The sequence below is a fragment of the Paenibacillus sp. FSL R5-0473 genome (assembly GCF_038004565.1).
GTDB lineage: Bacteria > Bacillota > Bacilli > Paenibacillales > Paenibacillaceae > Paenibacillus > Paenibacillus amylolyticus.
This window is the reverse complement of the sequence record NZ_JBBORL010000001.1, coordinates 6,055,490-6,081,587: the sequence shown is the minus strand read 5'-3', so window position 1 is coordinate 6,081,587 and position 26,098 is coordinate 6,055,490. Positions and strand designations below refer to the sequence as shown.

The following is a 26,098-nucleotide window of genomic DNA, read 5'->3' as shown; positions in this document are numbered from 1 at the left end:
CTTCCTTGATACCCTAATATCCAGCTTTTAAAGCTTTTATCCCCCACCATACTGGCTTAAACTCCGTTCCAGCATCCCTCTAACCTGCTGTTGCAGTTCGAGCGGAGACACCACCTTCACTTCCGGCCCATAGGAGAGTAATTTTCGCGCTGTAAAAGAGAACTCCTCGGGCGGAACAAGTCCGCGCCACTCATGGCCTTCAACTGACTTGAACAACACATCTGACGCAGCAATCCTTGCTCCAAATTCCGTGAATTGCAGCACCACTTCTACGCTTGCTCTATCTTCTTTGGCAGCTAGCCATGCCTTTAGACTTGGAACAGATTTATCCACTGATTCCATAACCGTCAATTGCTGCATGCGATCCACCCGATACAATAACACGCGGTCCTTATTTCGGGCTGGCATGTACCAATGTCCCTGCTCATAGTAGATGCCATAGGGAAAGACCTGTACTTTTTTAGGACCACTGCGGGCATGATACATAAATTCGATTTCTCTCTTTTCTACCGCTGCACCCAATATCGCTGTTGTTAAAGGCTCGGAATGCCCACCGGGGTGCTGGACAAAGGTGATATGCTCTCTCATTCGCATAATCAGATCCTGTACATCTTCGGGCAAAGTAGAGAAATACTGCTCAGCCAGATGTTCACGCATTAATCCATACGGAAAATCCGGTACTTGCTGTAGATATTCCAGCATCATAAACAGCCCTAATGCCTCCTGCTGTGTCAGTTGAAGAGGTGGCAAAATCCGATTGGGCAACACCCGATATCCTCCGTTCACGCCAACTTCTGTGTACAAAGGAAAACCCAGCGCCTGCAATGCATCCAGATCTCGCTGGATCGTACGAATCGATACGTCGAACCGTTCTGCCAATTCCCGGGCAGTGAACTTTTGTCTGGAATCCATCAGGCGCATGATCGCCAATTTCCTATGATTCATGAATTCAACATCCTAACTACGTCAACTTTTGTCATAGTTAAAGTGTATCATACATTGTAGAAGGGAGCGATGAACATGTCTGATAACAACAAAACAATTTTGTACATTGCTATGAGTTTGGATGGATATATCGCAAGACTGGACGGTTCGGTCGATTGGTTATTTGATGTGGAGGGTGATGGTGGAGACAACGGGTATGCTGCCTTTTATGAAACGATCGGTAGCGTTGTTATGGGACGTTATACGTATGAAGAGGTGCTCACACTTTCCGAAGATTTCCCCTATGCGGATCGGCCAATATATGTGCTTTCACGCTCGGAACAGCCGCCCGCTCCGAATGTACAGTTTACAACCGAGGAGGTAGATACGCTCATTCCCCGGTTAAAACAAACTTCTGATGGAGACGTGTGGATTGTGGGTGGCGGCATATTGGTTCAAGCTGTGTTAGCAAAAAAATTATTGGATGAGATTGAAGTCGCCATCATTCCCAAGATTCTTGGCGAAGGCATTCCTTTATTCCCGACAGGCACTGTGCCAAGTCAATTTAAAATGCTCCGAACCCAGACGCTGGGACAGATCATTTCGATTCGTTATGAGGTACAGAACAGCGGCCCAGCGGACACACTTTCGAATGTCTAGATAAGTAGAAAGGGAAAAGACCATTCTTATGATGAAGGGACCTCATAAAGTTAGACACCATCTAACCATTGGGGTACCCGTTCATGAAAGAGTGGTCTTTCCATTACCATGTATCAAGTATCAAGTATCAAGTTATCCTATCATTCCTCGTACATATTCCGCTAATACCTCTGCCGTCCTAAGGTGAGATAACTCGCCAGGATGGGTACGCGCTCCTACCGTCTCTTCGGTTGTATCAGGAAGCTGGATGATTGAGAACTTGCGGTCTCCTGTCCCCTTCGTATACGTATCAACCGCGCGGTAGATGGCAGGCATCATGGGAAAACCAAGCATGCCATAAGCCCATACGAGTTGTGCATCCGGATTGTTTTTCCGAAGTTTGAACAGGAACTGTTCCACCGCTTTCTCAAAAGCAGCCAGATCTTCTTCATGATACGTACCGTCTTCGTTCAAACGCTGCTTGTACACCTTGCCAGTGTCGGGGTCTTTCCATTCCGGTGACTGAAATGCACCCCCATCATTGCTACCCAGGTTCACGACCACCACGTCCGGCTGCCACGAACCAAAATCATGCTCATCTCCTGTACCTAACGCTTCGTTACGTTCACCAGTAAGCAAGCCACAGACCTGTTCGTAATACTCGGGGATGTTCCCCTTTGGATTGTTATCCCAACTTGTCAGCACACCCCAGCCACTTTGCGAGATGACCCGATATTCTGCATTCAATGCCTCTGCTGTCATAAACGTATAATTATGTATGGCGCTGAACCACATCGGAATCCAATCTTCCTCCGCTTTCGCTCCAATCGCACCTTCACCAGATGTAATACTGTCACCAATGAACTCGATCTTGTACGGTTTTTCCTGCACAGGCAGGAACGCTCCATCCGATTTCACCGCATGAATCTGCAAGGAACAACCCGGGTCACCACTCATCGCTTGAACATCCTTAACGATCCGAACATTCTTCACCACATTCGCGTTCATACCTCGGAATACACAGACCCAGTACCTTCCCGCCGTTAACATCTGTCTGCTCACCGAAACACCATTGATCAGAATGCTGATCCATGACTCATACATGTCATACTGCGACTCTACTTCAACCCATAGTTCGGAGCCCTGTACATTGAGTTCAACTGCACTCCCCGTCCAAAATAACGTCAACGGCGATCGCTCTCCAGTTGTTCTGCCATGCACTTTAAGATTTCCGATCTCAGGCAGAGCATATACCTTTAAATTCTCATTAGATATCACGGTGCAAACCTCCTACGTTTGGCTCAGATTATAAGCAGGCTCTCTACATGCCTCGGATGTACGCTTAACTGATATTATGCAACTTTTGAAGCGCTTCCTCTTTGTTTTTCAAAAAGAAAACATGCTTGCCATTGTTGCACTCATAGATGAAATCTCTCAGGCTCTTGCTGTTATGTCCTTCGAAATCTCCCACAATAGCAAGCTTAACATGATAGTTCACGTATTTCTGCAAAATCTCGCCTGCAAGCTTGGTTTTCAGTTCGAAGAACTCTTCCGTGATGTTCGATTTGTCGATAATGAGTTTATCAGCATCATCGCTATACCTTACCGAAGCCATCAAATCCAGTGCATCTTGAGCATTGTTGATGACGATGCCATCACTTTCAATAATGGCGACCTTGGAATTTCCTTGCTGATCAATAGTTATGTTCATTTCCCTTTCTCCTCCTCTGGACATCGGCTTTTGGTTAAGAGATAACTATCTCAGTTACTATAATTATTTAGTTATTCATCTTTTCAAGCGTCTCCATGTAGAACACATGCAGGAACTTTTTGATATTAACCTTGCCTTTGTCACCTGCCTGATCTTCTTCCATGGCTCTCATCTTCATTCGAACATCTTGGAAGTCGAAGTAGAGGGGCGCATAATGCTCAAACTTGTGGTTGCTATAATCGGTGAGTCCAATCGAGGCCATGTTCGTTAACGCGGCAATTACCGTTCTGCGAATGCGCTGTTCCATCGCCTTGCTCTCTTTCTCGACGTCTTTGGGCGTGGACTTGTACGTCTGGGCCACCGCTTCATAGGACTCCTTCAGTGGCGGCCACTCTGCGACCTGCTTCTGATCAATCGCATACTCCATGAGCGCAATGATGTCCTTGCTACCACTTTCTCCGATGATCCCCAGATCCATTAGAATGCTTCTTGCCGCATCTCGCACCGTACGACCTTGGGCAGGGGCCGGCGCTTCCACCAGATTCAATCGAGCCATCGACTGCTTGATCTCCAGCACGTATCGTTCATACTTCCACTGGTCATTCACTTTGCTGAGCACATGCTCCACTTCCACCCGATTAATCGGTTTATGAATAAAGAATTCAATGCCGTTTTGGTAGGCCGCTCCTACCATCTCCTTGTTCTCCACCTGAGAGATCATGATGAATTTCCCGGTATAACCCCCGTGCTTCAGCTTCGCCACCGTCTCAATTCCGTCCTGATCCGGCATCAGCAGATCAATCAGCACCACATCTGGACGCAGATCCATGATCATGCGTGCTCCTTCTATGCCGCCCTCCGCCATGCCCGCAAGCTCGCCGATTCCACAGGATTCAATGATATCATGCAGCATGCTCCGACTTACCACATCATCATCCACGATCATGATAGAAAGTGTCATCGACATCGGCCCCCTTGATCAGATTAATTTTGGGAATAGCTATAACAAATGTAGTCCCTCTCGCTCCCGGAGGCGCCGACTCTACCTTAATTTGTCCCGCCAACGACTGAACGATATCACGTACATGGGACAAGCCAATGCCCGTCGCAGCAATGCCAACTTCATTGAACTTTGTTGTATAGCCTGGTTCAAAAATAACATCCCGTTTGGCTTCGGGTACGCCTTTTCCAGTGTCCATCACGACGAAATGCACGTCATCTTCTTGCTCATATACATGAATTCGGACCGTCCCGTCATGCTCAATCGCCTCTACCGCATTGGCAATCAGGTTATTCATTACCGTGAGAAGAGGAATGTAATACGGAGACTCACAATCATACTGTTGCTCAATGTCGATCTCGACCTGCTTATGCAGCATTTCGCTATATTTTCGGTTTGCTTTACTGGCAAAGTTCAGCACTTCAGACAGGCTCATGTTGACTGCTTTTTCATTATCATACAGCTTCAGCAGACCCGCTAGAATACGTTGTGAATCCTTCTTTACTTCATGAATCTGCTGAGCGATGCCCAGCGTGCGCTGACTGTATTGGTTCATGTCCTGCTCCCGGAGATCGCGATATAGATCATAGCTGTCAGCTGTAATGCCTTCGATCGTATTCATCGCTTTCTTCAGGTAAAAGACCTCGCCATACAGACCCGAGTTCACACTCAGCATCTGCTCCATCCGCTTCTCCTGCTCTGCATGCAAAAGCCGCATCTGCCTCACCGCAATGCTGTTATATAACCCAATCACAAAGTAACTTCGCAGACCACCTACCACAAGCAGATACAACCATTCCTTCATATAAAAGATATTGGTCCCGCTTAACATTCCGCGAAAAAGCAGCTCAACAAGATTAGAGGAGAAATCGATACATGTGATTAACCCGCCGAGCAGAAGAGGCTGCATCTCATGGAATCGATGCTTGAACATGCTAAGCCCATAGGCAAAGACCACATAATACACACCTGCCCCCAGATTGTCCCGCATGCTTTCCAGTATGGACACGCTCTGTACATGATTGATGAGATCTGCTGACTGAAACAGCAAATTCGCGATGCCTGTCAGGATTCCTGTCTTCACATAAGACAAGTGTGGCATGATCATCAGCAGAAATAAAAGAATGCTAACCCCCAGCCCGATTCGGAAGTAATCTTCCCGGAATGGATTTATCTTGAATTGCGCCCCTACCGCAGTGGTAAAGGCAATGGCCGTCATCTGCACATTCTCATTTTTGACCCAATTGCGCATCGATCTCTTCACCCACTATAACAACGTTTAGCGCCCAATGCCGGAACCCGCGCTTCTAATGTTAAATATACTAACATATGAAAGATGCATTAGAAATAATTAAAATTAGGGAATGAACACGCAAGTAAAACAAAAAGGCCGGAAGTTTTCACTTCTGCGGCCTTTTCCTTATATCTCATCCGGAATATCAAATGACACCATCGTTCCCTCACCCGGCTCACTTACAATCGATAATCCCTGACCATAACGTTGTAGCAACCTACGGTTCGTATTTGCAATGCCTATTCCGCCTTTTCCACCCAGTGTAGCACGCAGTAGCTCAGCAACCTTCTCGGGTTCCATGCCTTTGCCATTATCCTTCACCTCAATACGGGTATAACCCTCATGACGAGTGATGGATAGGCATAACGTACCGCCTACATTGCGGCTTAATAGTCCGTGTCTGACGGCATTTTCAATCAAAGGCTGAATGGATAGCGGTGGGAGAAGCAACGGAAGGTCCGGCTCTACGTTTAATACCACCGACAATCGATCTTCAAATCGTGTTTTTTCAATAAAAAGATAGGCTTCAACGAGTTCCAGCTCATATGATAATTTCACCAGTTCCCCTGTGTTGAGATAGTTGAAGCTGATCCGTAAATAGGATGAAAAAGCATCGCCAAGCTTCCGCATATGCTCTGTATCAATATCACTTAAGACCATAAGTGAATTCAACGTATTAAACAGGAAGTGAGGCTGAATCTGAGCCTGTAAATAAGCGGCCTCCATGCGCAGGCGCTCTTGGATAGACTGATTTAGCATGGTCAATGCACGTATCCGATATTTCAGTTCCACCGCATCTACAGGCTTCGTGACATAATCATTGGCCCCCGATGCAAATCCCGTGTAGATATCTGGCGGCTGACTTCGTGCCGTCAACAGCAGCACAGGAAGCTCAGACATCGAGAATTGTTCCCTCACCTTCTGGGTTAACTCATATCCGGACATATTGGGCATCATCACATCTGTAATGAGCAGATCCCACTGACGTGTGCCGAGCAATTCCATCGCTTCCTGACCCGAACCTGCTGTAGTTATATCATATGGTTCCGTCGAAAGAATGCTGACCAACACATCCAGATTCACCGGATCATCATCCACAGCCAGAATGGTAGCTCTCCCCTCTTTTAATAACGGAGCCATCTCTGCTGTCGCCAAGACTTCCACGTCCCCCATACCTTGGCGGGGTAACAGGAATCCGCTAGGTGCATCTTCCATCATCTCGGCGGCCTGTTCCCATATCAGGGGAAGTTGTGACTGAGCCTGATCGGCGGCTTCATCCGCGAGTGGTAGATCGAAGCTGAATGCCGAGCCCTTTCCGAGTTCCGAGCGAACCGTAAGTGCCCCGCCGTGCAGTTCTACGAGCTCTTTGCAGATGTTCAGTCCAAGCCCGATGCCTTGTCCATCACTGATTCCATACGACCCTTGTTCATACGGGAGGAAAATGCGCATCCGTGTATCTTCATCCATGCCAATGCCTGTATCCGTCACATGAATCAGAGCATGTCCTTCACGAATTTCGGCACTTACGGATATCGTTCCTTCCTCTGTATGTTTAAGCGCGTTATGCAGTAGATTATACAAAATCTGAACAAGCCTTTCTTCATCAGCCATGACCTGAGGGAACGATTCCGGAATCTCCATATGAAGGCGGACTGGTTTTCGTTCTGCCATGAACTGCAGCATGGCGATAACGCCAGGCACAACCGACTGTATGGAAAGAGGCCCCTGACGTAACACAATGCGGTGCTCCTTCAGCCGGACTACATCCAGTAGATCACCAAGGAGATGTGACATCCGTCGACCGATCGTAATCAGCAATTCCATATCCTCCAGGCTCCGTTCATCCAACCGGCTTTTCTCTCGGGTGATCACGTTGTGAGCGATGTTAATGATCCCGTGCAGTGGGGTCCGCAGTTCATGTGATGTATTCGCCAAGAACTGATCTTTAATTTTGTCGCCCTTTTGCAGTTCTGTGTTCAGCTTCATATTCTCCCTGACATTCCTGAAGTATTTCTTGAACCAATAGGCGGAGAAGCCGGTAATGGCAAAGATGATGTCAATAGGATAATAGACAGTTGTCACATCTTTGGCTGTCTCGGCCACACTCCATATCAGGTTGGATGTAATACCTCCTGCAGTAAGCAGCAGAAAAACAATATCCCGGTCCGCCTGTTTCCTGAAGATCATCGTTCCGACGATGTATAGAAACCAGATCATGGATACAAGAAAGAACAGGTTAATAACATTGTAATGGATCATGGCATAGGTAATATGAATGGGCACCACCACAATCACGGCCGTATAGATCAAGGTCATGACAACATGCCACTGTAGCCATGCCTTTCGTACATGAACCATCGTTAATCTCTGGAATAACAGAAGGATACAAGCATTTTGCAGCAACAATGAGATCAATCGAATTTTAATGCCCCAGGTATAATTAATAGGAAGCCATAACATCAATATATTGTCATGACCCATCGTAACCGTGATGCCAACAGATAAAGTTAATACGGCTCCAACCAACAAGGAACGTTCCTGTCGATTAAATGCGTAAAGAATACAGGCATACATGCCGTGGAGGAGCAGAACCAGAAAGGTGAGCATCTGAAAACCAATGGAATACCAACGCGAAAAATCAACGGCTGCCTGTGAACCAAAGCGAACAGGTTTGCTAATTCCGCCCATATAAGGGCTGTCGTAATTGGCCACGCGTATCAATAACTCAATGGATGTTGTTCCTTCCTGATCATAGGTCGCTGTATACGAAGTACTTCGGGGTATATATGTACTGCTATCCACGGAGATCTCACCCATGCCCCCGTCCGCGTCTCCATTCATCTCGATCTCGGAGGAACTTCGAATCCCCTTGAACCAAAAGGTAACAGGCGTCTGAAGTGGATCTGTCAAAATACGCAAGCGATATGTTCCGTAACCGTACGAACCCTCTTGTTCCTGACTCTGTCCACTCCCCCAGTCTCCTGGGACCTGAACACTCTTCGCACCGCCATTCCTCTTCGCAATATCTTGTTGGGTCAGCAACTCATCCGGGTAAATTTCCCATTCCCCATTCAAGTACATGACAGGGGAATGATCCAGATCCACATCTCTCAAATCAAGCACCCCGTTAACGGCGCGATGCTCATCTACTGTGTGGAATAGCTCAGACCATACCGAGCGCATGCCAATTAACACTCCAAAAATGATTAGCATGATGAACAAATATCTGTAACGGTCCATACGTTTCGTTTGAAGTAATTTCATTGATTATTTTTTCATGACTTTGGTTAAACCGAGCTTCCAGTCCTGATACCATTCGGTAATGTCCTCACTGATCGGTATCTCCAAATCTTGCTCCATTCTGGTGGTTAAGAGACGATACTGCTCCTCCACACCGAGATCGTTGTGCATTTCATCATATAACTTCATTAGCATAAAATAACTTTCTTCTTCATCCGGAAGCATATGCTGGATACGTTGTGTACTCTCGACCACTTTCTCCGCCAGCCCATGCTGCTGGTAATACAGACTTAGTTGTCTCATATGATACAGCCACAGATAGCGTAATCTTTCCCGCTCAGGTTCAGCCCACATGTATTCATAATTGCCAAGATAGGTACCCTTATATAGATGAAGCGCTTGCTCATAGGCATGAACGGTACTTGCGTCTATGACTTTCCATTGCCTGATTTCCCGTTCCCACTGCTCACTATCCAACTGAGCCTCACCCAATTCGAGTCGATAGCCTGCCTCCAGGTGCCCGCTCTGAATCGTGATCATATCCATATTGCAAGTTTTCAGGGTTTGGCGGACATGATACATTGCAGTGTAGAGTTGATGTGTCGTCTTCTCCTCTTCCATTCCCGGCCACAGAAGCTCCAGCAGAACACTGCGATGGATGACCTGGTTCCGGTGGTGAAGCAAGTATGCAAACAGCTCCTGCGCCTTGCTTGTACGCCATTTGGCCACCTGAACATCCTTGCCTGGAAGCTTAAACTGAATCTGATTAAAACAGCAAATTAAAGGTACGTTTGTATCCTTTGACCGCTGCTCGCGTTTTACGCTCAGTTTCTCTCTTACGCGGCTCACCGTCTGCTTCAATCGATCCTTTTGGATGGGCTTCATCACATAGTCCAAAGCCTGTAATTCGAAAGCATGCACCGCATATTGATCGTAACTGGTCACAAATATAATTTCGGTGCCCGGTGTTGCCGCCTGAATCTGTCTTCCCAGATCCATACCATCCATCTCCGGCATATGAATATCCAGAAATACAACATCAGGACGGTGCTCCACAATACCCGCCACAGCCTCTGTTGGATTCATATATGTAGCGATAATTTCAATGCCGCTTACTTCTTTTTCTAGTGATTTTTGAAGGCCTATCAACGCTAGACGTTCGTCGTCAACCAATATCACTTTCACAGGAGCTTCCTCCTCGACCCTGAGGTCTTGAGATTTATTTTCACTATTATATCATAGGCATTTTAAGTATTGAGGGTACTTGGTTATCCGTTTTTAATTTTTAGCAACTTAATTGTATAATACTAAATAGAAGACAGGTTATCAGATCCGGTCTTGGAAGAGAGGAAGGTTCCATATGTCAGATGTTAATCAAAGCTTTGGGCAAGCCCTTGTCAAATCATTAGTGGGGGAACGCGGTCATATCCGCATCGCCCGTGCTCTACCCGATATCGATGTCACACTTGCTGCTCGTACGCACGATGCCATGCCATATACGATCTATCAGTTGGTGAAGCACATGCATTATTGGCAGCAATTCATGCTCGAACACTTGGAAGGACGCAAGCCACAGCTCCCTGCTAACGTGAGTGAAAGCTGGCCTGAAGAGAAGGGTCCACAGGACGAAGCGACGTGGAAGGCAGATATTCAGGCATTCTTGGATGGAGTTGATCAAGCCGTAGCCATTGCAGAAACTGCACAATTAGATGATCCACTACTCTATTTCCCGGGTGAAACCAAGGCAGGACTTCTGCGCAATATCGCATCCCATAACTCGTACCATCTAGGGGAGATTGTTCTGCTGCGTCGCTTCTACGGCGCATGGCCGCCTCCAGGTGGCGGATATCCGGCGTAAACCGGAAAGATTCCGATAGAATGAAAGCAAGCCGCAAGGGAATGTATCTCCCTCGCGGCTTGTATTGTTTTTACCATACTCTACATTGTCTAGTTAGCACTAGTATAGAGGCGCTTCAACACAATGATATTATTCATACTAGACTTCTGGAGTCATCAGCCCTTGGATAAACGTCTCAAAGTTCGGTGCCAGCGGAATGATCTCTTTGGGATTCTCCCTCTTCACATAAACGACCTCTGGTTCTCCATCATTACCGAATGAACGATAATCGAGCATCACAACCCCCGACTCCGAAGGAGATACCGCGATGACCACACCAATCTCCGGATAACCTTCATGTTCAATCAAATTCCAGCTGCCTTGAATACCCGCTAGTGTGCGAGGCTTCTCACGGCCAATGCCCAGTATACCTTCAATTTCAACATAATCCGTAGCTCCCGTATCTGTGTTCGCCACAGGGAAATAACGATTGTACGGAATACCACCGTTATGTAGCTTCATCATCTCAATGTAGGAAGCCGGAAGTCGGAACACCAATTGCTCCTCCACAGACTCAATGAGACCATCACTTGGCGGATTGGACACATAGTGCTCCAGTGCCTGCTCACTATCGTTCCAGAATTCGCCGGATTCCGGTCTGGGAATCGCTTCAAAGGTCGCTACAACGTCAACGGGTACATGGAATTCTCCAACAGCCTCTGGATCCGTTTCAACTTCAGGTTCAGATTCGGACGGCTCCTCCATTTTGCTTCGAATCCATCCCAGAAACTCCAGCGTATCTTCATCCTCAGGGTCCAATTCATCCGCTCTTTCAAACGCCTGCAGCGCATGCGCATATTGCTCCAGATAATAATAAGCCAGTCCAATCCGATAATGCCAGAGTGGGTCACCTGTGCCCTCTTTAGCAACCGTCAGGAATTGTTCAACCGCTTCTTCATACTGTTCCAAGTTATTCAGCGCTCGTCCCAAATGGTTAACCAGCTCATAATCTCTTTCTTCCACAGGAATGGCTTGAATTGCATCTACAATTTCCTGAAATTCATCTTCTTCATGCCACTCTTGCAATTGAACCAACAGATCGTCTCTCATTCTCTTTTCCTCCCCGTTCATTCACTCATGATTACGTATTGAAAATTATACCACTATCCGGATCACCATCTCCAGCAAAGCAAGATCCTTAGGGATATCACGAAGCGATATCTTTTCATTTCCGATGACAAAGCTAAAAGAGGTAACCTGAACCTGGTTAAGAAAACCAGGCAGGCTACCTCCTATATTCCTTCCACTATATTGCATTCTTCATTCAATTCAGCAATTCAACACAATCATAGACCCAGCCTGCACTTAACCAGTTACCCAAGTCACTTGAACCGCTGATTGGCGTAATCGTGATGGTATTAGAACCATTCACGAAGTAGGATGCTGGAACATTCCAGCTAAAGGTTGTGTTGTTCCCACGATACGTACCAATGGTGAAGCTACGAGAATTGGGTTGTGAAGATGCAGCAGGATTGGTTAAAGCATGTCCATTAACCGTTACACTCGGTCTGCCATTATTGTAAGCTGCCGTAATACCGATGTTGAGCGTATGAGAAGATGCCGCTTGAGATGCATTCAAATTAAACGTTATTGTGGTTGGAGAATTCTGACCACGGAACTGGATTGCCGGGAATCGATTGGTCGCGCTGCCGGTAGCATAGGTGACAGGTCCCCAGCTTGGGTTGCGACTATCGGAAGGGTGACGGATCGGAATCGTCTGTCCATTCAGCAACTCCCGTGGTGTACCATCCCAGTTGCCGATTCGCCAGATGTTAGAGGCTTTACTTGGGTCATTGTTGATCGTACGTGTATTCAGAGTCGTCGTTTGCCCTGCCGTGACATTAACCGTTTCCGTATATACGGCTAGTTCTCCCTTATAAGCTGTCATAGTGTACGTGCCCGGGATCATGCTGTATTTGGCTGCCGCGCCACTTGAAGACGTCCCCACCCAATACTGGGCATTGTTATTGGCGAACCCAATTGTGTATGCATAACCCGTATCCATCCCGGAGAGGCCATTAAGCACTACGTTCCCCCGACTGGATACCCAACCCTGCAGATTCAGACCAGACATCCAGCTGAAATCGGGTACACTTGGCGTACCTCCCGTTGTAAAGATCAAAGCGTACGGCCCATGCAGACCCAGGCGCCAATTCTCCGTCTGTGCATGTCCCGAGTTCATATAGTTATATACTTCCGTCTCTGTTCCACTTTGGAACTGGATGTCGCGGAAGAATGGACCACCAGAGCTTTTCTCCCGATTGCCGTAGGCCATAAATACACCGACGCCATTCCCCGTAACTCCACGAACGGATAAATCTTTGGCCTGATCATTACCATAATATTTGGAGGCCGACTGTCCATTTGCAAACCCGAACACATCCTGACTTTCAATCGCTCCTGTGTTACCTCGATTATTGGAATTCGCCGGAACACCTGTCAACACACTACCATTACCGCGGAAAATGTATCGCAGCTCCCCGATAGAAGGTTGAGCCGTGATATGCGTGGCCATGTATATGATATTCTCCCCACCACGTGAAGCATAATAGTGAGTTAGTGTGCTTGTGGATACCGTGATTAACACGGTTGATCCTGAAGGAGAGGTATTCCACGTCACATTGGCAGAGGAGCCCAAACCTGAGCCTATATGTGATCCTCTGTTGCTGTTCAGCTCCGTACCGTTCATTTTGGCTGAGATAATATCCCCATTGGTTTTGTTCACCACATAGACTAATCCTGATCCGGTGTTTACTTCAATTCTGGAGCCGTTATCGGTCACATTAATGGTTGCCGCGTGTCCGGTAGATGCAGGGTATACAACAACTGTTGCGATCATAACGACAATTAAAAATAAACCAAGCGCCTTTCTCACTATACTTTTGGTCATGAATAAATCCCTCCTTGGATTCCATTTAATAAAGCGCTTACATTATAATATATAATAACTGACACTTCCGTCTCATATCGATATGTCTGCTATGTGAGCCCGTCCATAATCAATGGAATGTTTATGTCTGCGTGCGTATAGAATAGAGTCATCACTTCATGTAAACCTGATCTCGCCACCCCCTTTTTAAATCACTCTTCTACATCCAAGTATTCTTACAATTCAAATAAAATAATACCATTATATTACATAAATTTGCAATGAAAACGGCTCATATACCCGATAGCAAATTCTGAAAACAAAAAACGCAGCTTCAAAAGCTGCGCCCGCAGATACCACACTAGAGACAGTATCATCTCTTCCGAATAGGTATCCATATCTCACTTCTATATTGCTCTACAGTAACATCCTTGTGCTCATTCCATAACATTTCCGGACCCTCACTCAGCTCATAATCCGATGAAGGAAACCACTCCGCGTAGATCCGGCCCCACACCTCCTGAAGCGTGGCTGGAAACGGACCAACGACAGTAAATACAGCCCACGTCGAAGCAGGAACCTCGAGCTGTTCCAGGCCTTCAGGCGTCTCTTTTGTCGTAGCTGCACCAATGTAATGATCCAGTTCTCCCTGTTCCGCCATCCGTCCCTCACTGAAATGGGCTGAAGCACTGATTAAGCCCAGAGGTTGGACGTTTGATGCCCCCTTGATCGAATCAATCAATTCCGGTGTAAGGCTCTGGTACATCGCCGCGATCTCCGGATTAACCCCGTTGAATACGATTGGCACCCTTTTACGAATACCCACGATTCGAAACGCCTCTTTATCTTCAATGCGGTAGTTCATTTCGCTTCCTCCTTGAATGGTCAGTTGAAATGTCATCCGTGGGAAGGCTTTAAGGGATGGACCATGGTTTCGCGCTTCGGAGGGCGTAGTGCCATGCATGCTTTGAAAAGCACGCGAGAAAGAATCCGGCGATGTATACCCGTATTTTAGTGCAATATCAATGATTTTGCTGTCACTGTGGCTTAACTCCATGGCTACAAGTGTCAAGCGGCGACGCCGAATATATTCCGAGAGTGTTACACCACTAAGAAAAGAGAACATGCGTGTAAAGTGATACTCCGAGCAGCAGGCAATTCGGGAAATCTCCTTCATGTCCACGACATCCATCAGATGCTCCTCAATATGATTCAAGGCTTCATTTAACCGCCTCAGCGTATCCATATCATCCCTCCCACGTTAATTTAAGCTTAGCAAAGTCATTCTCTTTGCATCCGACATTACCTGCACCATTCTGTAGGCTCTTTGCACCCAAACCAGAAAAAAAGAGCAGCATCAGCTACTCTTTTCTAACCTTGATATTCACATATCACCAGTAGTCAAGTCAAACAGGTCAAACCAGATACTCCGCCATAATCTGCTCGATATCATAGGGTGTAATACCTTGATCGACCGAATAGATTGTATCCGCTTGATCTATTGTATCCACCAGCTCTCCTCTAGCTTTGGCATGGAGCATGAACAAGTCATGCAGATCGGGTTTGCGTAAATTCGTTAGTGCTTTACCCATCAGCACGATACCTTTCTGATTCCCCTCTACGTTATTGTAGTAGTCCGGATATCTGGTCAGCGCCAGGTCTGTCCAGATGACGGTACGTTCAACCAGGTCCATAATGACAGGGATCGCAATCTGCGTATCCGCGGTAATATCGATTTTGTTCGCTACGGTAGACGGTTCGAAAATCTCGCCAGACCCCGGCTTCTTCCGCATCATCCACCCTACAAAACATTCCGGCAGATCACAATACGGATGACTGGTAAACGATAGCAGTGTCGCCACCACATATCGCCCACCATAAGCCACGATGGATGGAATATGCAGATCAATAAACTCACTTGCTCCGTTAGGTGCAGTCACGATATCTCCGCTATGGACAGCCTTATAGTTAGAGGATCGCAGATTCGTATAGGAAATATGCTCCACATAGTTCCAGTCCTTATCGTACATCACCGCAGACAAGTCAATGTCCACGCGCCCTGTAGACTTTCCATCCACGTCCCCCTCTTTCCACCAGTTGAAGAAACGAATGGTATCACCCTCTGCCATCGGCACACGGCTTCCACGAACGATAGTATGCAGAGCCTTGCTCGCCGATCTCTGGGAAAAGGGTACCAGATAATCATGAAGCTGCGGATCGACATAAGTCTTTCCAAGCGGGGCAAGGGCAGCGAAGCGCTCTACCAATGCCTGTTCGCACAATTGCACGACATTCTGACACGTGGCTTCATCGATCTCTGGCAGCTCATTCGGAACAGCAAAAGCTTTGGCTACATTGCCTTTCGGGAAAAAGACACGCAAATCCTGCGGTTCATTACGCCGAGCAAAATGCTGTCTTACCTGCAATAACACCGGGGTAGATACTTGCTCCAGTACCTCACTAAATGCCAGCAGTACATACGCTTCATCTTCGGTCATCCGTAGCAAGTGATCCAGTCTTCTCGCGAATTCACCTGGACGCTGTGACAACAGATCGATCAGACTCCATACATTCCGATATTGGAAGGCAAGCTCCACACTTCCGTTGAAGGTCGAATAAGGCTTATTATTACGCAAAATATCAAAGGCTTCTTCGCATCGCCGATACCGAAGCTTATATTCCGAAGGATGCAGAATTTCGCCAAGGCGAATCCAGCGATCCTTATATCGCAGCATATCCTCCGTAATGGAGCTACACTGCTCCAATAATCCGAGCAAAAGGCGTCTCTCGCGGCGTTTGAATTTCCGGAAGGGAGAAGCCGCAGCGAGGCTAACATCACCATTGGACCAGGCAACAGCCAGACGCAGGACATCACTTGCCGTTTTGAAATACGGACCGATCCGGTCGATGTTTGCTTTTTCATGCTTCAACAGCGAGGCAACCACAAAGCCCACATTTTCTTTGAACGGAATCTCAGCGGGTAATAGCGCATCCACGTCTTCCGGGTCTGCATGCTCCAATACCGTGTCGATATCCGCCTTGTCTGTTTCCGAGATGGAACCTTTTGCTTCAATGATCTGACGAATGAGTGTCTGGAATTCTTGCTGGTTTCCCAAACCAATGACTTTCAAGTCCGTCTTCTCCAGCAAAGGCGTTCTCTCCACCGATGGTTGATCCGGACAGACCACAGTCAGGTTGGTCAGATAATGAATAATCGCATTGAGATATAACTCGGCCTCATCTGCTTGCATCACCTGCATTGGGAATCCTGCATACATCGGTGTGTACTTCACATGTGCGCCGACCATGACTCTTAGATCAGCCACGAGTTGATGATACACTGTTTCAAATTGTTCCTTGGACAGCTGCCGCATCGCCTGCATTAACTCATCCGAGAAGGTGTATCCGAGTGCTTCGATATTTTTAAGGGCAGTCGCCAGGTGTGTCTTAGGCAACTGTTGCTTCCCTTCGTTTGATTCGATAATAAGTTTGTTTGCTCTGCGCAAATAGATTGTATTGTTCATGATAAAAGAGTCCAGGAAAGCCACATCCCTATATAACGTGAAAGGTTAGGGTTAGAAGGAAGGAATGTGATAGCCTGGACGCCTCCTCTCTGAAATAAAATCTTCAGGAGAGCTGCGACCCTATGATCTCCAATGATTGTAGAAGGAAGGATCGCAATAGCCTGAAGGCCAGCAGTTCAAAGTTTGTCGCCCGAACCTCTGGTGAACCCATCATCTCAGATTCCACGATCTGCCAACAGGGCGAAAGTATTACGACATGAATTTAAGAATTTAATAAAAATAAAAAAAAGCCTTTGCCGACCCCCAATGTCAGCAAAGGCTTTTCATTTTAAATTGTGTTTATTGATCAATCAAGTTTGTTACTTTCAACATTCTTGCAATCAATGCAGTGACCTCGGCACGAGTCATCGTGGTCTTCGGACTCAGCACCTCCGGCCCATTACCTTGGATGATCCCCGCTGCAATCAACTGGGCTACATCTTCTTTGGCCCAATTCGATACATCCGTTGCATCACTGTAACGTCCCAGTTCAGAGTTCATCTGATCCGGGCTAATTGCCGCTTCCGGCTCAATCAGACGGTAGGCACGAGCAACCATAGCAAATCCTTGCTCACGTGTGATCTCCTGATTACCGTTGAAGTTCCCATTATCGTAACCACGAACGATACCGAATTCATTTGCAAGGGCTACCGCAGAGCGGAACCATGCGGAATCGTTAACGTCAGGGAATAGATTCTGTGGTGCATCCTGACGCATTAAGCCCAGTCCAAGCACAACAATCTCGGCAAACTCAGAACGAGTAACCTGACGGTTCGGTGAGAATGTGTTATCTCCGTTACCTTGCAGATCTAATCTCGCAGCGATGTTGTTCACATCGGTTTTGCCCCAATGGGATCTGGCATCTTCAAAATCCTGCGGGTTCCAGATAACCGAGTAACTTCCGCTGCTACGCAAGTCATTAATGAGTGCGTAGTAACGACTACTGATCTTAGTGACAACCGTTGGTACATGGAAGATGCTACCGTCCGGATTAATGATTACGCCTGTAGTAATCCGGTTCGGATCGATACCTTCCGGAAGTGCAATATACTTCGGTGCATAACCGTTCAGCTGGCCGGATCGCACGGTCTGTCCATCTTTCGTAAACGTCAGATCCAGATCAACCGGTGTGACAAGTAGCTCGTATCCTTGGGATGCGGCTCTTGTCTCGGCGCTGTCAATCAAAGCATCCGAGGAACGTGCGATATCAACATGGACATCAATATCATTCAACGCTGCATTACCAAGCTGTCTGGACACACCATTCACGTCCATTTTACCGCCAGGTACCGGATAGATTGCCAGCGGATTGCTAATGTTTAGTTTGGAACCTTGATCCACCAATTGTTTCAGTGTTTCGAGGGTTAAACCGTCCACCTTCATATCCCCATCATTCGGTGAATGAATGGCAAACTGCTGTCCTGTGCCTTGTGACATGGCAACATTCATCTTGGCTGGATCAACTTGAACCAATGTTTCTTTGTTGTCAGATGGTTTGAATGTAGCAAATGGTTGATGGTTACCATCCCGAGTTGTTTCCAAATTATCCTTCACGGGTGCCGGAGTTGGCGTTGGTACTGGCGCAGGTGTAGGTGTAGGTGCTGGTGTACTTCCGCCGTTACCTCCCGTATTTCCACCGCCGCCATTGTTGCCTCCACCATTGTCACTGGATGCTCTAGTCACGTTGATTTTATACGCCGTAACATTTCCAAGTGAATCGGTTACTCTAACAACGATCTTATTCCCACCGACTTGAAGCGGTAGATTCTCACTTACACTGCCACTTGAAACCTCGTTCCATTCTCCATCTCCAACAGCTATTTCAATCTTCGCAAGTGGATCAAGTGCCGTTGGCGTTAACTGAAATTGATATACGCTATTCGGAACAGAGATGGTGTACGTGTCTTTAGCCGGATCAAAGGCCGGGGACAAGCTTCCCACGGAAGGGACCAGCGTCTGCAACGTAGATTCATCTGTACCAATTACTTTGGTAAGTCCCGTTCTAGCGTTAGTCAGATCCTGAAGTGCCTTATCTACCTGCGCTTGATTCGCTGTCAAATCATTCAACACTCGCTCTGCTTCATTCATCGCAACTTTGAGTGCTTCCCAGCTCGCTGGCGTGTAAGCTGATTCTCCCAGGCTTTCACCTGTAATTTCAGTTACTTTCGCTTGCAAAGCTGATTTATCTACAACAGGTACAGATGTTGTAGGGATTAAGCCCATTCTTGCATCAGTCAGATCCTGAAGTGCCTTATCTACCTGCGCTTGAGTCGCTGCCGGTTCATTCAACACTCGCTCTGCTTCATTCATCGCATCTTTGAGTGCTTCCCAGCTCTCTACTGTATATTCCGTTTCGGTTAGATTCTCACCCTTTATTCTATCATGTTCATTTTTCAGCACTGACGTGTCGACACCAGTACCAGGCTTTTTGGTAAGCCCCTTCCGGGCATCCACCAAATCCTGATAAGCCTTTTCTACTTGTTCCGGTGTTGCATTCTCGTCGTCGAACACGGATTCAGCAACTCCTAACGCTTCTTGCAGCGTTTGCCATGTTTCTGGTGTGTACTCCTCTTCGTCCAGTTCGCCTGTTTCGATCTTACCGTTAATCTCATCGGCTTTAGCTTTCAACTTCGACTTATCAATAGCAACAACATAACTTTTCGAATTCGACTCTTCTGAATCTGAATAGGCTGGATTGTTCGTCTTCGCTGTTACTGTCACTTTGTAGGTGCCAACTTCTAGCGATGGTACCAATTGCGACAGGTTAAGCGCCATTCCGGTTACTTCCACCGTCCGCTTCCTGCCGTCTTCCAGTTCGATTGTTACTTCATATTTATCTGCATGCGCAACTGCTTCCCATGTCAACTCATCGTCGGTCAGTGTGACGTCCGGTACCGTCAAAGGAGTAGCAGCAGTTGCAATGGTAAAGTATGAGTTCGGACCAAAACTAGAGGTATTCAGGGTTAATTGGCCATTCTCAATTAAATGTAATGAGTTTGGATTACCAAATTGAGTATCATCGCTGATCACAACATACCGAGGCAACGCCGGGTTACCTCCCGTTTCGTCTACCTGAAGTGTAATCTGTGATTCAGTCCAATTTGCTTTCTGTACCTTGAAGACACGCTCCATCCCAAGTAGTTTTTTCCCATCTTTCGTAATTGGTGTTTTGAATTCAGTACTTGCTCCATTGTCACCAAACGTAAAGAAAGAAGAATCCTTTAAGAATTCATTTTTATTTGCAGAATTGGTATCCTCAACACTGTTGCCCAATGCAATCGTCAACGTAGATCCCAGTTCCTGCGCTTTGGCTTGTTTCTGCATCAATCCGCTCTGATCATCTCGACCGATGCTTGTAATGCGATGGGTATAGACTGCGTTCTCCTGGGCATCCCAGATCGTAGCCATGTTTGAATCGACATATGAATTTGCTGTCGTCTGATCCATCGTGTAGCCATATTTGATCGCCAGATATGTGCTGACTTTTTGGCGTTCTGCGTCCGTAAGAGCATGGTCAAATACGATAATTTCTTCAATCGTACCCTGCCAATGTTCAATGCCCGTAGCTGCTGGGATCAGCTTACCGACTACTGCTCCGCCAGAGTTACCAGTATCCCATAGCTTAACATTATCTTTTCCCCAGTCATTTAGTTGCTGTACCTGCTTCATTTTACTGTACAATCTAGCTTGGTTTATACCAGTATCTCCGCCTGTCCAAGTAACAAATTGCTCGTTCGGGAAAGTCGTGCCCAAGAATCCTTCAGGGGTGTATAATGTTTGGTTCCTATCACTGTTAAATGTCGTCAAGCCGCCCCTTGTATTATTCTGAAGCATCCCCATACCCGTATAAGCATTCGGTGTTTGTACTCCCCATGAAATAATATAATTGAGGCCTCCCGTTTTATTGGTTTTGCTAACGGTAATGATCGATCTGGGGCTCTTCCCTTGAGGAAGCTTACTTACATCCAGATTCATAAAACTACTCGTGCCGTTATATTCCAATACCGGATTGAAATTGATATTATGACTCTTATCATCCCAATAGGTCGGTTGATTAGCTTCCGTACTTTGGGTTGCATTGTTTATTTTACTGCCTTGATCTTCCCAGATACTCACCTTTTCGCCGCTGGCAACTCCGCTTACCCGCTCTGGTCGTAGCCATAGTGAAGGGGATCCAACTCCGCCCGGACCAACAGGAGTCTGGTTAGTCGACTCCGCTTGAGCCAAACTCATTGGCAACGTTCCAATCGCCAGAATAAAGGAAAGAACCAGCATGGACATTCTTTGCCATGGTTTCTTCCGGATTTTTGCTGTGTACATAGTTTCCTCCTACTTAATATGTTATTTTTGGACTGCTTACTGACTCAAAACATCATATCTACCCTCATCTTGCTTATTCTACACATAGCCCCTTACCAAACTCTTACCAAACCTTTCACTAGCAAATACAACAAAAAACAGCCTTGCAAATGAAGCTGCAAGGCTGTATATTTCCAATTAACTATTCGAATTTTTCCATTGTTGGTACCATAACTCAACTTCCAGGCCAGGACGTATACCTGCCTCTTGTTCTAAAGCGATAACCAACTGATTATATTGAGCGACCACAGGATCTTTATTACCCAATCGATCGTAGGTCTTCATTAAGGCCAGTCCGACTTCCTCCAATGATGGCTCGAATTGCTGTACCCGGTAATATAACGTGAGTGCTTCCGTATTCTGTCCTAGATCAATGTAATATTGTGCAAGTTGCATGGCATGATTTCGCCATAGTGCATGCAAGCGCTGACGCTCCAGCTCAGCCCATACGTAATCGTCCTCACCATAATATTTGCCTTCATATTGATCTGAGGTCTGTCGATGTTCAGCTATTGTAGACGAAGATAATAGAGGCAATCGGTTAAGACGGCTCTCCCATTCTTCCGCGTCAATCCTGAATTCACCCGTTTCCAATAGATAACCAAACTGTTGATAGCGAATGGACATCTTATCCTCACCCATGAGTTCGTTCATCATGCTGCGTAAGCGATGGATCCCACTGTGCAGATTGGATATACCTCTCCGCTCATCCAACTCTGGCCACAACAATTCAAGTAGTGTATCCCGCTTAATCGGTTTGTTCCGATGGTGGAGCAAATAGGCGAATAACTCTCTAATCTTGGTTGTTCTGAACTTCATATGTTTTGGTGGCTCATTGGGGTGCACTTGGACTTGGAGCATCCCCAGACAACGGATCAACATGGATGGCCCTTCTGTTATATTCAGACTTGCTGACACCGTTCGGCGTTGATACATCTTCATCGTTTTTTCCAAACGGTCACGCGTTACAGGCTTCATAATATAGTCCAGCACTTCAAGCCCATAGGCCGTCAGTGCATGTTCGTTATATGCGGTTGTGAAAATAACTTCTGTTCCAGGAGAAACCTCATGGATACGTTCGGTCGCCTCGATCCCGTTCATCCCCGGCATTTGAACGTCCATGAAGACGATTTCCGGCAGATGAATTTCGATCTGATCTATGGCTTCCTGTGCCGTCAGAAAAGAGCCGATAACTTCGCAATCCTCTCTCTCTTGCAACAGTTTGTTCAACCTGCTCAGAGCGAGATATTCATCATCTACCAAAATCACTCTCATATGCACAACTCCTCTGGCTCACTGATCACCCTTTAATCTATAATTTTACCATAAATCCTGACGTGGGACCGCTATCATTTAAATATAGAATCTATGTTCCGGTATTCAAAAAAATGTTCATCTTTGGCAGAGGGCATGCAGGAATTTGAAGTAAACTGTCGAAAACTAAAGTCTGCCATGAAACCAATAACCTATAAAAAGATACCCCGTTATGTAGTGCTGTCGATTCTATTCCTGACTATTTTGCTTGGCTTTCGCTGGATATGGTCCGAGACTTTCACTATACCCGCACATCCTGAACCCATTGAAGGCTTGTTAGACCTTCGAGGCTGGGACCTCGCCAACACTTCACCCATATCCCTGGATGGAGAATGGGAGTTTTATCCCCAGACGTTAATCTCTAATCGTGACGCGAAAATAGCGGATAACCCATCCACACCGATTCAAGTTCCCGGTGACTGGCGTGATGCATTACCACAATCCTCATCGTCGTTTGGATATGGGACATACCATCTTCGCATACTTTTAGATCCATCTGTGGAGGAAGTCTCTCTCTGGGCTCAGAAAATCCAGACATCATCGATTATCGAGATGAACGGGACCATTGTTGCCGAATTCGGCCAACCTGCCACTCATGCCGAAGCCTATCGACCAGAAAGGACTGCATTTACAACTTCCTATGTGCTTGACGGTTCTACCGAACTCAATCTTTTGGTGCAGACAGCCAATTTTGACGATCCTTATAGCGGAGGGATCACACGCTCTCTCTATTTTGGTTCTCCAGAAGCCATTGGAAGTGAACGAGGACTATCCATTGACTTGCAAAAGATTACATTCGCTATACTGCTTTTGCACAGCCTATACGCTTTTGTCATGTTTCTATTTATCCGAAAGGAACGAGCTCTTCTGACGTTCTCGATGCTAACGCTGGTAGCTGCCCTAACGGTCGCTTCCGACCATGACAATCTGTTATTAAGTTGGATTCCACTCAACTTCACTTGGATCGTTAAGGCCAAAGCGTTATCCTATCCGTTGTTCGCATTCTTTCTTTTACAAATGGCTAAAAGTTTCTCCCATAGTCTACAATGGCGTAAACTGTTCCGCATCTATGCCAGCGTGCTTGGCGTTTACTGTTTATTTTTGCTAGTCGCACCAGTGACCCTGATCTATCATGTACTTGAGATTGGGCTCTCTGATTTCCTTTATCTGTTTGCCATCGGCTGGTCTGTGTACCTATTCTTCCGAATGGCAGCCGAGAAACGAAGGGATGCAAGCTTTTTGCTCTTTGCGGCTACTAGCAGCCTATCAAGCGTGTTATGGGGAATTGTGAACTCACATAGCGAAATTACCAACGTGTATTATCCGATCGATGTGATTGCGGCCATGTTTGGCTTCTCCGCCTATTGGTTCAGAAAATACTTCCGCAATTCAAGTGAGATCGAGAAGCTGTACGAACAGCTCAAAGAAGAGGATCGCCAAAAGGATCAGTTTCTTGTGAATACGGCTCATGAATTGCGTACACCGCTGCACGGGATCATCAATATCGCCGAGAGCATCGCGGTCCGTGAACGGCGTAAATCAGGTGGGCAGCAGGCAGAAGACATGAAGCTGTTAGTTACCATCGGCCGACGCATGTCCCAACTGGTGGATGACCTCCTGGATGTTATTCGTTTGAAGGAAAAACGTATTACGCTTCAGAAGAAACCTTTATCTCTTGCCTCGGTCATTCCAGGCGTGATCGGTATGTTCCGATTCATGGCAGAGGGCAAGCCCATCCATATGCAGGTGGATATTCCAGATTCACTGCCGTTGATTCAAGCCGATGAGAGAAGACTTGTTCAGGTGCTCTACAACCTGTTGCATAATGCACTCAAATTTACCGATGAGGGTACCATTACCGTGTCCGTTCGGGAACATGGAGAGTACGTCTTGATTCAAGTTTCAGATACAGGTGTTGGTATGAGTGAGGAGATACAACAGCGAATATTCGAGGCGTATGAACAAGGGACCCCAGAGGCCCGTTTAAGCGGAGGAATCGGCCTCGGTCTCAATATCAGCAGGCAGCTCACAGAACTCCATGGCGGCCAACTCACCGTGCAATCCGTACCTGGGCAAGGATCGACCTTCCAGATCTCACTTCCACGGGAAGACACCGCATCGCTATCGGACCAGACTGAACAGCAATGGGACGCTCACAGCTTCGATGAAATTGCGATTGCAGAGCCGCAGCAGCAGACCGTCTCTCAAGATAAGACTGCCGCAAGAATTCTTGCCGTCGATGATGATCCTGTAAACCTGCGAGTACTGATCTCCATGCTTGCGAATGAACCGTATCATATTCAACCCGCGGCCTCGGCGCTTGAGGCACTTGAATTATTGGATAAGGAGCCTTGGGACTTACTGATTGCCGATGTCATGATGCCTCATATGTCCGGTTATGAACTGACCGAGAACGTACGCAAGCGTTATTCGGTATCCGAGCTTCCCATCCTGTTGCTGACAGCCCGTAACGAGCCAGCGGATGTATACGCCGGATTCATGGCCGGTGCTACGGACTATGTCACCAAGCCCGTGGATGCCGTTGAATTAAGGCATCGCATCGGGTCTCTGATCGTACTGAAACAATCTATAGATGAGCGACTGCGCATGGAGGCTGCTTACTTACAAGCACAGATTCAGCCCCATTTTCTTTTTAATACGCTCAATTCAATCATGGTTCTTAGTGAGATGGACACGGAGCGAATGCAGAAACTGGGCGATGCTTTTATCGAGTACCTTCAGACCAGTTTTCATTTTGTTAATTCGGAGAAAATGGTTGAGGTCACTCATGAGTTGGATCTCTCCCGCGCCTATCTCTACATTGAGAAAGAACGGTTCATGCATCGGTTGAACGTCATCTGGGATATTCCCGATGATCTTGATCTATCCCTGCCGCCACTCACCATTCAACCGCTCATTGAGAATGCTGTTCGACATGGTATTCTCAGCAAAGTTGAGGGTGGAACCGTCCATATCCGAATCATCAACCAAACAGCGTCCACCTTGATTGAAATCGAGGATGACGGTGTGGGGATGCAGCCCGAGCAGATCGAACGGGCACTGGCGTGGCCCAAGAAAGGTCCAGGCGGAACTGGAGGCATTGGATTAACCAATACACATCGCCGGTTGACCCAGATGTACGGACAAGGTTTGACCATCGTCAGCTCGCCGGGTCAAGGCACGAAAGTTTCCTTTGTCATCCCTTTGGACCGCAGCACAAGAGCCTGAGCGATAAGATCGTTCTATGACTCTACAGCGGCATATTGTACGATCCATATCCGTTTGCTT

Annotated in this window: 16 protein-coding genes; 3 read left to right on the top strand and 13 right to left on the bottom strand. The window is 46.9% G+C overall.

The window, feature by feature from the left end; genetic code table 11:
* Nucleotides 1-36: 36 nt before the first annotated feature.
* Entirely contained in the window at nt 37-945 is a 909-nt protein-coding gene (locus MKY28_RS26765; protein ID WP_100526693.1) for a helix-turn-helix transcriptional regulator, read from the bottom strand.
* Between the two features lie 69 nt (nt 946-1,014).
* Here MKY28_RS26765 and MKY28_RS26760 point away from each other — a divergent pair, with 69 nt between their 5' ends.
* Complete coding sequence (locus MKY28_RS26760) at nt 1,015-1,584, top strand: dihydrofolate reductase family protein (protein WP_340937456.1); 570 nt, start codon at nt 1,015-1,017, stop codon at nt 1,582-1,584.
* A 132-nt stretch (nt 1,585-1,716) separates the two neighbouring features.
* Here the strand turns inward: MKY28_RS26760 and MKY28_RS26755 are convergent, their stop codons facing one another.
* From MKY28_RS26755 to MKY28_RS26730, 6 genes are all read right to left on the bottom strand, one after another.
* Complete coding sequence (locus tag MKY28_RS26755; RefSeq protein ID WP_340937455.1) at nt 1,717-2,841, bottom strand: SGNH/GDSL hydrolase family protein; 1,125 nt, start codon at nt 2,839-2,841, stop codon at nt 1,717-1,719.
* A gap of 64 nt (nt 2,842-2,905) precedes the next feature.
* The gene (locus MKY28_RS26750; RefSeq protein ID WP_036611747.1) at nt 2,906-3,274 is read right to left on the bottom strand and encodes a DUF4180 domain-containing protein; all 369 of its coding nucleotides are present in this window, start codon (nt 3,272-3,274) and stop codon (nt 2,906-2,908) included.
* A 67-nt stretch (nt 3,275-3,341) separates the two neighbouring features.
* Nucleotides 3,342-4,235 carry a response regulator gene (locus MKY28_RS26745; protein WP_340937454.1) on the bottom strand — a complete coding sequence of 298 codons (894 nt, stop codon included), beginning with the start codon at nt 4,233-4,235 and terminating at the stop codon, nt 3,342-3,344.
* Nucleotides 4,207-5,526, bottom strand: coding sequence for an ATP-binding protein (locus tag MKY28_RS26740; RefSeq protein WP_340937452.1), 1,320 nt, complete (start codon nt 5,524-5,526; stop codon nt 4,207-4,209). Before MKY28_RS26740 ends, MKY28_RS26745 begins: the two co-directional genes overlap by 29 nt.
* A 168-nt stretch (nt 5,527-5,694) precedes the next feature.
* Nucleotides 5,695-8,832 carry a hybrid sensor histidine kinase/response regulator gene (locus MKY28_RS26735; RefSeq protein ID WP_340937451.1) on the bottom strand — a complete coding sequence of 1,046 codons (3,138 nt, stop codon included), beginning with the start codon at nt 8,830-8,832 and terminating at the stop codon, nt 5,695-5,697.
* A 3-nt stretch (nt 8,833-8,835) separates the two neighbouring features.
* A complete protein-coding gene (locus tag MKY28_RS26730) occupies nt 8,836-9,993 on the bottom strand; it encodes a response regulator (protein WP_036671798.1) in 1,158 nt (385 codons plus the stop codon).
* A 175-nt stretch (nt 9,994-10,168) separates the two neighbouring features.
* Between MKY28_RS26730 and MKY28_RS26725 the strand changes: the two genes are divergently transcribed.
* Nucleotides 10,169-10,666 (top strand): DinB family protein, encoded by a 498-nt coding sequence (locus MKY28_RS26725; RefSeq protein WP_036671799.1) that lies wholly within the window; start codon nt 10,169-10,171, stop codon nt 10,664-10,666.
* Nucleotides 10,667-10,804: 138 nt separating this feature from the next.
* On the opposite strand, the gene MKY28_RS26720 is transcribed toward MKY28_RS26725, so the two are convergent.
* From MKY28_RS26720 to MKY28_RS26695, 6 genes are all read right to left on the bottom strand, one after another.
* Nucleotides 10,805-11,755: an SMI1/KNR4 family protein gene (locus MKY28_RS26720; RefSeq protein ID WP_340937450.1), complete on the bottom strand. Its 951-nt coding sequence runs from the start codon at nt 11,753-11,755 to the stop codon at nt 10,805-10,807.
* 214 nt (nt 11,756-11,969) lie between these two features.
* The gene (locus MKY28_RS26715; RefSeq protein WP_340937449.1) at nt 11,970-13,595 is read right to left on the bottom strand and encodes a rhamnogalacturonan lyase B N-terminal domain-containing protein; all 1,626 of its coding nucleotides are present in this window, start codon (nt 13,593-13,595) and stop codon (nt 11,970-11,972) included.
* 352 nt (nt 13,596-13,947) lie between these two features.
* Entirely contained in the window at nt 13,948-14,820 is an 873-nt protein-coding gene (locus MKY28_RS26710) for an AraC family transcriptional regulator (RefSeq protein ID WP_340937448.1), read from the bottom strand.
* A 169-nt stretch (nt 14,821-14,989) separates the two neighbouring features.
* On the bottom strand, nt 14,990-17,098 hold the full coding sequence (locus tag MKY28_RS26705; protein ID WP_340937447.1) for a TerD family protein: 2,109 nt from the start codon (nt 17,096-17,098) through the stop codon (nt 14,990-14,992).
* 339 nt (nt 17,099-17,437) lie between these two features.
* Entirely contained in the window at nt 17,438-21,457 is a 4,020-nt protein-coding gene (locus MKY28_RS26700) for an S-layer homology domain-containing protein (protein ID WP_340937446.1), read from the bottom strand.
* A 177-nt stretch (nt 21,458-21,634) separates the two neighbouring features.
* Nucleotides 21,635-22,771 (bottom strand): response regulator, encoded by a 1,137-nt coding sequence (locus tag MKY28_RS26695; RefSeq protein ID WP_340937444.1) that lies wholly within the window; start codon nt 22,769-22,771, stop codon nt 21,635-21,637.
* Between the two features lie 177 nt (nt 22,772-22,948).
* Here MKY28_RS26695 and MKY28_RS26690 point away from each other — a divergent pair, with 177 nt between their 5' ends.
* The gene (locus tag MKY28_RS26690) at nt 22,949-26,038 is read left to right on the top strand and encodes a hybrid sensor histidine kinase/response regulator (protein WP_340937442.1); all 3,090 of its coding nucleotides are present in this window, start codon (nt 22,949-22,951) and stop codon (nt 26,036-26,038) included.
* Nucleotides 26,039-26,098 lie beyond the last annotated feature (60 nt).